This window comes from Moorena sp. SIO4A1, from assembly GCF_010672065.1.
GTDB lineage: Bacteria > Cyanobacteriota > Cyanobacteriia > Cyanobacteriales > Coleofasciculaceae > Moorena.
On sequence record NZ_JAAHHX010000026.1, the window covers coordinates 65,146 to 78,311 of the forward strand.

The window sequence follows — 13,166 nt, forward strand, 5'->3', positions numbered from 1 at the left end:
GTTAAATAAAGAAGCCAATGGGGTTTCTAATCCTGGTATGTCCTATACCCAGGAAGAGTGGGCAAGAAGCCTGACTACATATCGTTACTACATATGTTTAACTGTTTGGTAATAGGTTCCGGGCGCAGTGGCACTAGCATGGTAGCCGGTACACTCAGTGGTGCTGGGTATTTCATGGGAGATAGAATGATGTCATCTACAAGCATCAATACAAAGGGCTATTTTGAGTCCAAGAATGTTGAGGCGATTAACGAAGATATATTAAGCAAAGTTGTCCCACCTCGACCAAAGGGAATTTTGGGAAATTTGTTTAAAGACCGACCGACTAGATACCAACGCTGGCTAGCTAGGGTGCCTGTAGGCAAAAGGATTGATTGTCCTGAGGACATAGCCTCTAGAATAGAAACCTTAACTGAGCGACAGCCTTTTTGCTTCAAAGACCCTAGATTTTGCTACACATTGCCAGCTTGGAAACCGTTTCTCAAGGATACCGTATTTCTGTGCGTATTTCGGCACCCGGCAGCGACGGCATCAAGCATTATGAAAGTACATAGCAAGCATAAATACTTATATAGTCTTTCTATGAATTTTGAGCGAGCGGTAGAAATCTGGACACTTATGTATCAACATATTATTCAAACTCACTCCAAGGAAGGCAAATGGTTATTTGTACACTACGACCAAGTGTTGTCAGATCAAGGACTTGACCGCATTGAAGAATTTATTGATGGCACAGTAGACCGTAGTTTTCCTGACAAAGCTTTAGCTAGTGTTGAGGCAAATCAGCCAATATCTTCCAAAGCTCGTGAAATTTATTCACAGTTGTGTAGCATAGCTGACTATCAAGAGGTAACACCATAGGTGGTGATATAGGTTTTGATTGCGATCGCTAACTAAGTATAAATATTTATCCTATGAATCTCATATCCCGTAGGCATTTCAAAATAAGATGCGTTTACCCTGTAGTCTAAGGACTTTGTTAAAAACCATCTAAGATAAGTTTATCAAGGATCAGTTAACTAGATAGACTCATGACAATGCCCAACTTTTTAATCCTAGGTGCAGCTAAGGCTGGAACTACCTCAATTTACCGATATCTAAAGCAACATCCGCAAATCTACATGAGTCCTGCCAAGGAACCTAAGTTTTTTGCTTTTGAAGGAGAAAATTTAGATTTTCGTGGGTTAGGAGATGAAAAAGAAGCTGATTTCATTGTAACTAATATTGACGACTATCGTGCCCTATTTAAGAAGGTAACTAATCAAATAGCTATTGGTGAAGCATCTACAATTTATCTCTACATTGCGAAATCTGTTGAACGCATAAAGTACTACATTCCTAAGGCTAAACTGATCGCCATTCTTCGAGATCCAGCAGAAAGAGCCTATTCCAACTATTTACATTTAATCAAGCAAGAGCGCGAACCATTGGATTTTGCTGAGGCTCTTGCCCAAGAAGAGAAGCGCATTCAAAATAACTGGTGGTCTTTCTGGCACTATAAACACCGGGGACTTTACTATGTCCAATTAAAGCGTTATTATGAGGCATTTGAAAAAAGCCAGATTAAGGTTTATCTATACGAAGATTTGACTAATAATCCTCTAGGTATGCTGAAAGATATGTTTGGTTTCTTGGAGATAGACGATACCTTTACCCCAGATATATCTGAAAAAGTTAGGCAAGCTGCTCCCATTCCCAAGAACAAAGCGTTGGAATCATTTTTGAGCCAACCGCACCCAGTTAAATCAATTCTGAGTCCATTGCTTCCTAGTAGCCTAAGGGATAAACTAGTTAACAAGATTAGATATTTAAATCGTGGTAAACCTAAGTTATCACCAGCAGTGCGGAAGCAATTGATTGAATTCTATCGCGAGGATATCCTCCAGCTTCAAGATTTGATTGGTCGGGATATTTCCCAATGGCTAAAGTGTTGAAAATTAAGTGAACAAGTAAGTAGCGTGAGCTAAAAGCTCACGGCTGATTGCTGACAACTGATGCTTGATTAATAGTGGCTTGATGCCGTTATTGTTACTATAAATACTAATTATTACTGCTGGGAATAATAATATATATTATTATTCCTATACTTGCTAGCCATGGATGTAAAGTTTTGTTAAATAACCTTAGCCAGGGCTACAGAGATGGGTAATGGATATAGGGCTCCCAAATGAATTATGAGAATTTTTGTTTGCTGTTCCCTACTCCCTATTCCCTATTCCCTATTCCCTATTCCCTACTCCCTATTCCCTTTGCTATAGACAGTCTGATAAAGTAATAAAATGTAAATAAAGTTAAAAACTATTTATAAAATAATCTGGATAAAGACTTGACAAGCAATGAAAAATGTGTTAAACAAAGAAGCCAATGGGGATTCTAATCCTGGGATGTCCTATAGCCAGGAATATTGGGCAAGGGGTTATGAGTCCCAACCGGGCGAATACGATTATTGGATTGATCAGGTAGAAGGGGAAATTCCTGGGGAGTTGCAGGGGACTTGGTTAAGGAATGGTCCTGGTTTGCTGGATATTAATGGTTACCCGGTGCATCATCCGTTTGATGGGGATGGGATGATTTGTGCGATCGCATTTGATCACGGTCGAGCCCATTTTCGCAATCGGTTTGTACGCACAGAGGGCTTCTTAGCGGAACAGAAAGCGGGGAAACCCCTTTATCGAGGAGTGTTTGGCACTCAGAAGCCTGGGGGTTGGTTAGCGAATCTATTTGATGTCCAACTCAAAAATATTGCTAATACCAATGTAATCTACTGGGGTGGCAAGCTCTTAGCCTTATGGGAAGCAGCTAAACCTTACGGTTTGGACCCCCATACCCTTGAAACCTTGGGTGAAGATAACTTGGATGGAGTATTAGCAGGGGGTGAATTCTTTGCTGCTCATCCTTGGATTGACCCTAGTAGTAAGCTTGATGGTGGTCAACCCTGTCTGGTGAATTTCGGGATTCAGCCAGGTCTGTCTACCAAAATTACTATTTACGAATTCGACCCAACCGGTAAACTATTACGACGCCAAGCTTATATTGTTCCTGGTTTTGCCTTTATCCACGATTTTGCGATTACCCCAAACTACTGTATTTTCTTCCAAAATCCTGTTAGCTATAATCCTATTCCGTTCCTGTTGGGATACCGAGGAGCTGGTGAGTGTGTGGCATATCAGCCTGAGCAACCGACCCGGATTATAGTGATTCCTCGTAAACAGAATACAGAGGGAGTCAAAATCCTAGAAACCCAATCGGGCTTTATCTTCCATCACGCTAATGCTTTTGAGGAAGATGGCAAGATTTATGTGGATTCCATTTGCTACGAGTCATTATCAGCACTAGACGTAGGTAGTGATTTTCGGGAGGTTGATTTTAATGCGATTGCACCAGGGCAACTCTGGCGCTTTAGTTTAAACTTAACGGAGAAAACCGTAGCGAGTAAGTTGTTAGAAGAGCGCTGTTGCGAGTTTCCCAGCATTAACCCTAATTATGTAGGACATCCCTATCGCTACTTATTTATCGGAGCTACTGATCATCCCACCGGTAATGCTCCATTACAAGGAATTCTCAAAATAGATACGGCAACAAAGACACAACAATTCTGGAGTGCTGCGCCTAAGGGTTTTGTAAATGAACCAATGTTTGTGCCACGACCCAATGCTGAACGAGAAGATGATGGTTGGGTGTTGACCTTAGTATATGATGCTAGTCATCACCGATCGGATCTAGTAATATTAGATGGTCGTGATTTAACTAGTGGACCGGTAGCAACACTCCACTTGAAGCATCATATTCCTTACGGCTTACATGGTAGCTGGAGTTGTGAGTTGTTGGGAGTTGGGTTGAAGGTTGAAGGTTAGTTGGTTGAAGGTTGAAGGTTAGTTGGTTGAAGGTTGAAGGTTAGTTGGTTGAAGGTTGAAGGTTAGTTGGTTGAAGGTTGAAGGTTAGTTGGTTGAAGGTTGAAGGTTAGTTGGTTGAAGGTTGAAGGTTAGTTGGTTGAAGGTTGAAGGTTAGTTGGTTGAAGGTTGAAGGTTAGTTGGTTGAAGGTTGAAGGTTAGTTGGTTGAACGCGATTGCGTGGCCAATAGGCCAAGGTTGAATCAGGTTTTTTAAAGTTTTAACCAACATGAGGAGATAATTGAGCTAAACTTATTAGTTATTAAGCTTGCAGGGGAATTATAGGGTTGGAGCTTTGATAGTTAAAGCTAAGCTAATAGCAGAATTTTCCTCAGGGGTGCCAGATGAAATTCAGCGTTGTCATCACGACTTATAATCGCCTAGATTTACTCAAGCGTGCGATAGAAAGCGCACTTGCTCAGACATTTGCCTGTGAAATTGTTATCGTTGACAACGGTTCGTCTGATGGGACCGAAGGTTATGTCAAAGAGCGCAGCGAAGCCTTAGCACGTGGTGGTGAGCAAAGCTTAGTTTATCACCGAAATGCTTACAATAAAGGTCACGCGGAAGCGGTAAATCAAGGGGTAGAGTTGGCAACTGGTGATTGGATCAAGCTGTTGGATGATGATGACTACTTAGCCAGGAACTGTATTGAAGAAATGGCTGATGCGATCGCATTACATCCGAAAGCAGTGATTTGCTCTTGCCAATCGGCTCAAGTAGATACCTTAGGAGCCGAACTAAGTATAACACGGCGAGTGGGTTCACTGCAAAGGTTATATATTGCCCAAGAAGACATTCATTATGGAATGCTTCTGGAAATGGTACCGTTTGGGACCCCAGTACAAGTCGCTTTCTCCCGTGATGGGTTTCTCAGTTCCGGTGGTTGGGATTCTAGCTTAGATACCAACTTTGATGATATTGATTCCTGGATTAAAATTGCTCAGTTTGGGGATGCTATATTTATCAATAAGTGTTTAGCTTACCGGACGGTTTGGTCTGGTGCTTATAATCAAAAGTTTTCGTTCGGGAAACGTCTGAAGACCCATATTTCCATTAAGGAAAAAATCTATGCACAAATCAGTAATAAATACCAAGGTAAAGTGCCATTACTGTGGGAGCTGGGAGCTTATCTGAGATTACATTGGGGCTTAGTAGCTCTTAAACGAGGTAAGTTGCTCAGTGCCGCTAAGTTATTGTTTCCTGAGTGTTTTTCACCGATTGCTTTCTCACCCATTGCTTGGAAGTTACTGTTACTTAGAAAGACTCTAGGCGGCGAACCCTCATTATACCACAAGTTGCCGGTTTAATGGGGCAACTAACTTAAATCATTGGTCATTGGTCGGAAATTGCCTATTGACCATTAACCATTTTCTTTAACACAAAGTGATTAATTAGTCAACTAAAACTTAAAAATTGGAAATTGGCTAGTAACCAATTAGCTAGTAACCAATTAGCTAATAACCAATTAACAATTACCAATTAACCCTTAAACATTAAAAATTAACAATTTCCCTGAAGCCAAAGTGATTAACCGGATTTGATCTGACTACAGATTATCAATTTGTTTACGAAGGTCTTCCAACTCTTTGTCAACGGGTGAATCTGAGGAAGTAGATTTTTTCTCCTCTGAAGCTGGTAAAGCTTCTTGAGATACAGAACCACCAGCCAACTGAGCTTTCATTGAGGCCAACTCATCATCAACATCATTGCCTTCCAAGAGTCTAAATTGACTTTCCAAGTCAGCACCACCCAGCTCATGGGCAGCTTGAGAACGAGCCTCCATCTCCAAGACTTTCTGTTCCATACGCTCAAACGCTGCTAAGGAGCCACTAGTATTGAGAGACCCCATGGTTTGTTGTAACTTTTCATTAGCCTTAGCCGCCTGAGCTCGTGCTTTGAGCATATTCTTTTTGGTCTTGGCTTCGGAAATTTTGCCTTCGAGAGCAACCAGATTACGCTTAAGAGTATTGACCTGCTCAGTTTGCTGATCCAACTGAGTTTTCAGGGTAGCAGCAGTATCAGCATTGCTCTTCTTACGCACCAGAGCCTCACGAGCTAGGTTTTCATCCCCTTTGGTCAGAGCCAGCTGAGCTCTCTTCTGCCAGTTGTTAGCTTCTGTTTGGTTTTTGTTGTATTGCTGCTCTGTGCGTTTTTGTTCAGCAATTGACCTGGCAACTGCTTGACGCAATTGAACCAGATCCTCTTGCATATCAACAATAGCTTGATCAAGAATCTTTTCTGGATCCTCAGCCTTGCTGACCATATCGTTCAGATTAGCTCTGACCACTCTGCTCAGGCGATCAAATAATCCCATAACACTGTTTATCCTCTAGGAGTGTACATTGTAGGTAAAAAACTGGCTTGCTGGTGCGTAAGCCTAGTTAAGTTGTCTTGAGGGACAAGCAATTGTTGCTGTCGAGTCTCAAGTCTGGTTGGGTAGCTGAAAAATTCGCGGGCTTGACCCATACCCTAGCCATTAAGACAGGGAGCCTTTGATCCAGTGTAAAAACTTCTTGGGAAAAAGTGCTAGACAACAAGCTAAGGTTTGAACTCTCTGGCGGCTGAACCATGGGGGATTTATCGGGATTGCTGTTCGAGGGGTTAAAAACTGGTTTCCACAGGCGCTTATGATATAATAGTGCCATCTTCAGCAGAAAACGTCCTTGTCTTATTCTACCTATTTGCTTTGTGAGTATTCAGAAAGAAGATAGATAAAGGGATGTTTGCCTGTATAGTAACCCCTTGGGTCAAGGCTCTAAGGTGTTTTGATACAACGTTTCCAACCTGCAATTGAGCTGACCACAGGGACACTAATTACTTTTTCCAGCTATTTATCCAATTTTCCCAAATTTTTCGGTTATTCTGCCTGAGTTGAGGGTAATTTGGGAGTTTCGGTTCCTTGAATCAGATTAGCTTTCATGGCGGCTAACTCAGCTTCCACATCATCGTTAGCTTCGAGAGCGGCAAATTTCTGATCCAGTTGATTGCTACCTAACTCAGCCATTGCCTCAGACCGGGCTTCAAGCTCCATTACCTTATCTTCCATCTGCTCAAAAGCACTCAAGGCACTACTGGTACCTACATTACCGAGCATCTCATTAATTTTCATGGATGCCTTAGCTGATTGAGCCCGAGCAATATACAAGTTCTTTTTGGTTTTCGCCTCTGAGATTTTATGTTCTAGGGTACGCAGATCTTCCTTGAGCTTGGACACAATATCAGCTTGCTGGGACAGCTGAGCTTTCATAGTTGTGACGGTCACCTGATCAGATTTCCGCCGTGTCAGGGCATCCCGTGCCAACTGGTCGTCTCCTGCTGACAAGGCTAACTGAGCGCGACGGTACCATTGCTCAGCAGCGGCTTGAGCCTGAGAGGCTTGTCGCTCCGTGCGTTTTTGGGTAGCGATCGCTTGAGCTACAGCCTGCCGCATTTGAATCAAATCCTGCTGCATATCATCGACAGCCTGTTCCAGGATTTTCTCAGGATCTTCAGCTTGGTTAATCAGACTATTAAGGCTAGCGCGAATGATTCTAAACATACGATCTAGTAATCCTATGGCAGCTTTCCATCATGATCAGGGCTTAGGGAATGAAAACTGATGTTATTCAGATTGAACCTGACACTTAACACTTAAGTCAAGGACGATAAATCGAAGCAGAAATTCCCTGTTGCTGGAGTTTTTCTAGCAAACCTTGTGCTTCATGTTCAAATTTGAAGGCTCCCATCTGAATGCGGGTACCTTGAGATAATTTGCGCACATAGGCATCAGGAACAATTGTCCTAGCTTGCTGTAGGGAACGTTTACCATCGTAGTTGATCAGCACATAGTAGAAAGGATCGCGAGCAGGTAAAGAATCCTCTGCCACTGTTCTTAGAGATGCGGCTTGATTTTGGAGTGTTTCAGATATAGCTGGTTGAAGTAATCCCGACTGTACCCGTCTTTCTGGGGGTACTAAAGAGCCTGAAGTTGTTGGTAATGATGACAGGGGAACCTTTGGCAGTGGTTGAACAGAAGGCAAAAGTACTGAAGATAAGGAAGACCCTTTAGGAGGCATCGGTCTATTTACCACCTTAGGAGCTGATTCAACCACCTTAGGTAAAGGGAGATCTTTTGTATAAAAAGGTGTTTGCTGCGGTCTTGGAGTACCTTCTACTTGAGAAAGGGTATGTAAGTTCAAGTCTACAAATTCCTCAGATGCCAAATTAGGACCACCCTGTAGGGGAGAATGGGGAACTGACTCAGTCTGTTGTGGTTGATGTGGTTTAATTTCCTGAGGGGTTTTGGAGATCTTGGGGATGATGAAGCTGATCAGCCGCGACAGATCCAGATTACTTAACACCGATGGATTGGAGAAGATATAGGGTAGGGTAGCGCTTAACAACAGCAAAAGTACCATGAAACCGACATTCAACGGAGTCAACAGTTGGTAGGAAACCTGCTTTTGGTTGTCAAATTCTTCTTCGTCTTCTGCCAGACTCTGTAGTAGTTTTTCTGATGATTCCAGATAATCTTCTGGCTGGGTTTGGTTAGCCCCTAACTTGATCAAACTACCTGAGTCTTCAGGCAATTTTTCAGGAGGGTTAAGTTGCTCGGTAGCCTCTTTCTGAATTGCTAGGCTAGCACTTTCCCCATTATTATGCTGGGATACAACTGGTGGCTGAGTAGGTTTCGGGGACTGTGATGACAGGGAATTTAGGGATTCAGTCTCAACCAATGGCTGTTGTGGTTGTTTGAGAGAAGTTTTCCCTTTGGCAGTTAGGTTTGGCAGTGCAATGGTTGATGGCTGGTTTAGTCGAGGGATGGTCTGGTTTGTCGGTGATGGTGAGGGTTTCTGTTGTACCTCACCGACAGAAATTAACTCTAGGGGTTTACGGACCCGGTTACGACCAAGACCACGGTTAGTCATTACTGGGCGTCCTACTCTTCGACGTCGGTAGCGCGCTAATTCTTCCTCTAGTTGTACATCAAGGCTACTCAGAGCAGCTTGTAAAACTGAGTTGAGGTTGTAGTTACCGGTCGAGCTAGGGGAAGAATTAACTGAGGAGTTTTGGCTCATAGCGGACTCTATCGGTAGTTTGTGCTACAGAACAAGCAACAGGACTTACGCAGCCATTCTATCTTGAGGGTCACCCTACTAACTCTAAGCTAGTTTTTTGCCCAGTGTGGCACAGGCTTCTAGCGTGGCACAGGCTTCGACGCTGTTACCTAAGTCCTGAAGAAATTAATTAATTATAGTAAGGCGATATGCTTAAATCTCTCAATCAGATCTTAGATAGGATTACAAATCAGCCCGAGTGGCAAGGTGTACAACGCTTATCATACCTAATTAAGTGTTGGTCTGAAATAGTAGGAGTGAACATAGCTAATCATACCAGACCCTATGCTATCTCCAGGGATATCTTATATGTGGCTACGTCTAGCTCTGTTTGGGCACAAGAACTAAAATTTCAGCGCCGGATGTTGTTGAAACGGCTTAATGCTCGTTGGTCTGAGCCCCTAGTTGACATCCACTTTTCTCCAGCTCAGTGGCAGAAAACACAAGTTTTGGGCAATGGCTATTCACAATCTGAGACCCCAAGCCATAGACATCCTAGCACCATTTTGCCAATGTCTTCATCACTGGTTTCTGAGCAGTTGGATCACACAGAAAACAGAGAAAGTAGTGAAGCCACTGACAAAACTACTGACAAAACTACTGACAAAACTCAGGTACCCCAAGCAGCGTTTAAACGTTGGGCAAAGATGATGCAGATGCGATCGCAAAATTTCCCACTTTGTCCTCAGTGTCAGTGTCCGACTCCACCAGGAGAACTCCAGCGTTGGGATGTCTGTGGTCTTTGTGCTATTAAGCAATGGCAAATTTAGAGCAAGGTTTTAGTTGGGAGTTGGGAGTTGGGAGGTAGGGAGTTGGGAGTTGGGAGTTGGGAGTTGGGAGTTGGGAGTTGGGAGTATAGGGCATTCCTGTTCCCTCTTGGCTCTTGGCTCTTGGCTGTTGCCTATTCCCAATTCCCTGTTCCGGGATCTGCTGTTCCCTTGATTTTTAGAACACTGAACTGATACTTTTGCATAAGTTAATCCGAATAACTTCAGTATCTAAATACACTTTTGGTGTGTTTTTTTGCTTGATCCCTATGGGGTTTTGGTATAAAACAAGTCAATTCTTTCAGAAGCTATCGGTTTTTGTTACTTTTTGTAAAATAATTTGTATCTATTTGTAACAAAATAATTAAGAAAATATTAAAGCCTCAGTGGTTAAGGATATGGCTATAACCTAGGCTGGTCAACAGCTTGCTATCTATAACAAGCTGAGGTAAGGGGTAGCAGAATTAAATGTGAAGAGGATATAAATTTTTCCGGAAAAAAGAGTTATCATGAAAACATTGAATTTACCTATATCTAGTTGTCGATTCTGTCGGTATTATCAGTCAGAAGGACGCCGAGGGGGTGTGTGTCAACAACTTGGGGTGCCTGTCAGAGCTACCTGGAAAGCTTGTGCTTTTGCTCTGCCTACCTTTTCTTCTTCTTCTTCTTCTTGGGAGAAACTAGAAGAGATTTGGCAAGATGAAGAAATGATGCTCACAGAGGAGCTATCGGTAAAGTGTTCTGAAAACTCCTCTGGGTCAGACATGACCGTTGAAGGTGAGACCATCACCTCTAAGAATTCGTCAACAGACATCATGCTGGTGTAAATTGTTGATGTAAATTCTTCGTTTGATCAGCAAGAGCAGCTTATTAGCAAGATTAGCAGTATCTTACTAGTAACTTCCACCTTAATACAATCAATAATTCAAATAAACAAATTTCACAAAAACCAGTTTAAACCAAATCTTCTAGTTCTAGTAGTTACCTGCTCAAAGGTGTCAGCTTAAAAAGCCAAATAATTTCATAAAAATCGGCACCTGATATTTGCTATTAAAATAGCTTTCGTCGCACTTTGATTCAACATAAGGTGCGTTTTTTGTTGATAATCAAATTTTGCACCAAGTTTAAAATTGTTTAAAATTAATCTGTAAAGGTAGGGAACAGGGAACGGGGAACTTCGGATCAGTGATAAAATTTGACTCTGTCTTGATGCAGCCCCTCCACACTCGTGCTTTGCATCAAGACAGCGGTAATTGTGCCCTACTCCCTAATCCCTACTCCCTACTCCCTACTCCCTACTCCCTACTCCCCAGAAATTTGTACCTCACCAATTGATAACTGCTATTATCTAAGGTAACCAAGGATATTGACGAAAATCTGGTGGACGCTTTTCTAGGAAAGCTTGTTTACCTTCGGCTCCTTCTTCTGTCATGTAATAGAGTAAGGTAGCATTACCAGCTAGCTCTTGTAGACCAGCTTGACCGTCGCAATCGGCGTTAAATGCAGCTTTCAAGCAACGAATGGCAATAGGGCTCTTTGTCAAAATTTCCTTTGCCCACTGTAGCCCTTCCGCTTCCAACTGCTCCACTGGAACTACACAGTTAACTAAACCCATTTCTAGGGCTTGAGATGCGGTGTATTGACGACAAAGAAACCAAATTTCTCGGGCTTTTTTTTGACCAACAATTCGGGCAAGATAGCTAGCGCCAAACCCACCATCAAAACTACCCACTTTCGGGCCAGTTTGACCAAAGATAGCATTATCAGCGGCAATAGTTAGGTCACAAATCAGATGTAGGACATGACCACCACCAATAGCATATCCAGCAACTAGGGCAATCACTACTTTGGGTATGGAACGAATCAGGCGTTGCAAATCCAATACGTTTAAGCGAGGAACGCCATCTTCTCCAATATATCCAGCCTTGCCTCGTACACTTTGGTCACCACCAGCACAAAAGGCGTATTTGCCATCGGTGTGGGGACCAGCACCAGTCAATAGGACAACACCAATACTGTGATCTTCGCGGGCATCACAGAAAGCATCATAAAGTTCAAAGACGGTTTTGGGACGAAAGGCATTGCGTTTGTGGGGACGATTGATGGTAATTTTGGCAATACCGTCGGTTTTATGGTATAGAATGTCTTCGTAAGTTTTGGCAGTTTGCCAGTCAATTTGCATAAAGTTTTCCACGCGATCGCTGTTTAAGTTCACAATGATATCAAATTCATAAGGTTCCCTTGTTTTTAAGCATTGTCATTCCCACTTACAATCGCTTACCGATTCTAAAAAAGTGCCTAATCGCGTTAGAACATCAGCAACTTAGACAAGATAGCCAGATCTGGGATTATGAAGTTGTTTTAGTGGATGATGGCTCAACGGATGGCACTTTAGATTGGTTGGCAGCACACGGGGATCAGTTTCCCCATGTACGCTCATTTGCTCAAAACCATGCTGGACCGGCTGCAGCCCGGAATCTAGGGGTGAAGGAGGCTAAGGGTGAAATAATTATCTTTATTGATAGTGATTTAGTAGTTACTGAGCATTTCCTCCAGTCTCATGCTGATGCTTTGGTACAGACACAGCAGCGTCTGGGATGCGATCGCTTATTCACTTACGGTTGGGTGATCAATACCTGTAATTTCGAGGACCCTACCAGCGAACCCTATAAAATTACCGATTTCTCTGCTGCCTATTTTGCGACGGGGAATCTTGCGATCGCACGAAAATGGCTATTAGAAGCTGGACTCTTTGATACTCGCTTCCAACTCTATGGCTGGGAAGACTTAGAACTAGGTGTCCGACTCAAACAACTGGGCTTAAAACTGATTAAATGTCCCCAAGCTGTAGGTTATCATTGGCATCCTCCCTTTAGCCTCGACCAAATTCCCCGGATGATTGACCGGGAAATTCAACGGGGGCGTATGGGTGTGTTATTCTACCGGAAGCACCCTACCTGGGAAGTCAGGATGATGATTCAGATGACCTGGCTACACCGATTACTCTGGGGGATTCTGTCTTTAGGTGGACGACTCAACGAACGCACCATGGCTCCCTTTTTACAATGGCTAATTGACCGAGGTAAATCCCAGCTAGCCTTAGAAATTGCCCGAATTTTCCTTAACTGGTATAACGTTCAAGGTGTTTATGCTGCTAATCGGGAGATGGAAGGTTGAAGGTTGGAGGTTGAAGGTTGGATGTTGAAGGTTGAAGGTTGGAGGTTGGAGGTTGGAGGTTGAAGGTTGGAGGTTGGAGGTTGGAGGTTGTTCGCGTAGCGTGGCCAATAGGCCAAGGTTAGAAGTTGAAGGTTGTTCGCCTAGCGTGGCCAATAGGCCAAGGTTAGAGGTTGTTCGCCTAGCGTGGCCAATAGGCCAAGGTTAGAGGTTGGAAGTTGTTCGCGTAGCGTGGC

The 13,166-nt window shown here is 43.1% G+C and carries 14 protein-coding genes; 9 read left to right on the forward strand and 5 right to left on the reverse strand.

Going from position 1 to position 13,166, the window contains the following annotated elements; genetic code table 11:
• Nucleotides 1-93: 93 nt before the first annotated feature.
• The 4 genes from F6K53_RS18515 to F6K53_RS18530 all read left to right on the forward strand — a co-directional run bounded on the left by F6K53_RS18515 (nt 94) and on the right by F6K53_RS18530 (nt 5,200).
• Nucleotides 94-861, forward strand: a complete 768-nt coding sequence (locus tag F6K53_RS18515) for a sulfotransferase (RefSeq protein ID WP_293081631.1) — start codon at nt 94-96, stop codon at nt 859-861.
• Between the two features lie 176 nt (nt 862-1,037).
• A complete protein-coding gene (locus F6K53_RS18520; RefSeq protein ID WP_293081634.1) occupies nt 1,038-1,934 on the forward strand; it encodes a sulfotransferase in 897 nt (298 codons plus the stop codon).
• 402 nt (nt 1,935-2,336) lie between these two features.
• On the forward strand, nt 2,337-3,854 hold the full coding sequence (locus tag F6K53_RS18525) for a carotenoid oxygenase family protein (RefSeq protein WP_293067123.1): 1,518 nt from the start codon (nt 2,337-2,339) through the stop codon (nt 3,852-3,854).
• 380 nt (nt 3,855-4,234) lie between these two features.
• Nucleotides 4,235-5,200 (forward strand): glycosyltransferase family 2 protein, encoded by a 966-nt coding sequence (locus F6K53_RS18530; RefSeq protein WP_293067120.1) that lies wholly within the window; start codon nt 4,235-4,237, stop codon nt 5,198-5,200.
• A 239-nt stretch (nt 5,201-5,439) separates the two neighbouring features.
• Here the strand turns inward: F6K53_RS18530 and F6K53_RS18535 are convergent, their stop codons facing one another.
• The 3 genes from F6K53_RS18535 to F6K53_RS18545 form a co-directional block, all read right to left on the reverse strand.
• Complete coding sequence (locus F6K53_RS18535; protein ID WP_293027643.1) at nt 5,440-6,207, reverse strand: PspA/IM30 family protein; 768 nt, start codon at nt 6,205-6,207, stop codon at nt 5,440-5,442.
• 543 nt (nt 6,208-6,750) lie between these two features.
• Nucleotides 6,751-7,449, reverse strand: coding sequence for a PspA/IM30 family protein (locus F6K53_RS18540; RefSeq protein ID WP_293067150.1), 699 nt, complete (start codon nt 7,447-7,449; stop codon nt 6,751-6,753).
• A gap of 79 nt (nt 7,450-7,528) precedes the next feature.
• Nucleotides 7,529-8,950 carry a hypothetical protein gene (locus tag F6K53_RS18545; protein ID WP_293067116.1) on the reverse strand — a complete coding sequence of 474 codons (1,422 nt, stop codon included), beginning with the start codon at nt 8,948-8,950 and terminating at the stop codon, nt 7,529-7,531.
• A 188-nt stretch (nt 8,951-9,138) separates the two neighbouring features.
• On the opposite strand from F6K53_RS18545, the gene F6K53_RS18550 reads away from it, so the two are divergent.
• The 4 genes from F6K53_RS18550 to F6K53_RS18565 all read left to right on the forward strand — a co-directional run bounded on the left by F6K53_RS18550 (nt 9,139) and on the right by F6K53_RS18565 (nt 11,091).
• Nucleotides 9,139-9,759, forward strand: a complete 621-nt coding sequence (locus F6K53_RS18550) for a DciA family protein (RefSeq protein ID WP_293067113.1) — start codon at nt 9,139-9,141, stop codon at nt 9,757-9,759.
• A gap of 49 nt (nt 9,760-9,808) precedes the next feature.
• Nucleotides 9,809-9,931 carry a hypothetical protein gene (locus F6K53_RS18555; protein WP_293067110.1) on the forward strand — a complete coding sequence of 41 codons (123 nt, stop codon included), beginning with the start codon at nt 9,809-9,811 and terminating at the stop codon, nt 9,929-9,931.
• Nucleotides 9,932-10,265: 334 nt separating this feature from the next.
• Nucleotides 10,266-10,583 carry a hypothetical protein gene (locus F6K53_RS18560; protein ID WP_293067107.1) on the forward strand — a complete coding sequence of 106 codons (318 nt, stop codon included), beginning with the start codon at nt 10,266-10,268 and terminating at the stop codon, nt 10,581-10,583.
• Between the two features lie 358 nt (nt 10,584-10,941).
• The gene (locus F6K53_RS18565; RefSeq protein ID WP_293027632.1) at nt 10,942-11,091 is read left to right on the forward strand and encodes a hypothetical protein; all 150 of its coding nucleotides are present in this window, start codon (nt 10,942-10,944) and stop codon (nt 11,089-11,091) included.
• Nucleotides 11,092-11,104: 13 nt separating this feature from the next.
• On the opposite strand, the gene menB is transcribed toward F6K53_RS18565, so the two are convergent.
• Nucleotides 11,105-11,938, reverse strand: a complete 834-nt coding sequence (menB, locus tag F6K53_RS18570) for a 1,4-dihydroxy-2-naphthoyl-CoA synthase (RefSeq protein WP_293027652.1) — start codon at nt 11,936-11,938, stop codon at nt 11,105-11,107.
• 59 nt (nt 11,939-11,997) lie between these two features.
• Between menB and F6K53_RS18575 the strand changes: the two genes are divergently transcribed.
• Nucleotides 11,998-12,933 carry a glycosyltransferase gene (locus F6K53_RS18575; protein WP_293067104.1) on the forward strand — a complete coding sequence of 312 codons (936 nt, stop codon included), beginning with the start codon at nt 11,998-12,000 and terminating at the stop codon, nt 12,931-12,933.
• On the opposite strand, the gene F6K53_RS18580 is transcribed toward F6K53_RS18575, so the two are convergent.
• On the reverse strand, nt 12,903-13,049 hold the full coding sequence (locus F6K53_RS18580; protein WP_293067101.1) for a hypothetical protein: 147 nt from the start codon (nt 13,047-13,049) through the stop codon (nt 12,903-12,905). The genes F6K53_RS18575 and F6K53_RS18580 overlap by 31 nt on opposite strands.
• Nucleotides 13,050-13,166: the final 117 nt, after the last annotated feature.

What these genes read in the sequence shown, in the direction of transcription:
- F6K53_RS18515 (WP_293081631.1), top strand. Translation starts at nt 94, where the DNA reads ATGTTTAACTGTTTGGTAATAGGTTCCGGGCGCAGTGGCACTAGCATG.
- F6K53_RS18520 (WP_293081634.1), top strand. Translation starts at nt 1,038, where the DNA reads ATGCCCAACTTTTTAATCCTAGGTGCAGCTAAGGCTGGAACTACCTCA.
- F6K53_RS18525 (WP_293067123.1), top strand. Translation starts at nt 2,337, where the DNA reads ATGAAAAATGTGTTAAACAAAGAAGCCAATGGGGATTCTAATCCTGGG.
- F6K53_RS18530 (WP_293067120.1), top strand. Translation starts at nt 4,235, where the DNA reads ATGAAATTCAGCGTTGTCATCACGACTTATAATCGCCTAGATTTACTC.
- F6K53_RS18535 (WP_293027643.1), bottom strand. Translation starts at nt 6,207, where the DNA reads ATGGGATTATTTGATCGCCTGAGCAGAGTGGTCAGAGCTAATCTGAAC.
- F6K53_RS18545 (WP_293067116.1), bottom strand. Translation starts at nt 8,950, where the DNA reads ATGAGCCAAAACTCCTCAGTTAATTCTTCCCCTAGCTCGACCGGTAAC.
- F6K53_RS18550 (WP_293067113.1), top strand. Translation starts at nt 9,139, where the DNA reads ATGCTTAAATCTCTCAATCAGATCTTAGATAGGATTACAAATCAGCCC.
- F6K53_RS18560 (WP_293067107.1), top strand. Translation starts at nt 10,266, where the DNA reads ATGAAAACATTGAATTTACCTATATCTAGTTGTCGATTCTGTCGGTAT.
- menB (WP_293027652.1), bottom strand. Translation starts at nt 11,938, where the DNA reads ATGCAAATTGACTGGCAAACTGCCAAAACTTACGAAGACATTCTATAC.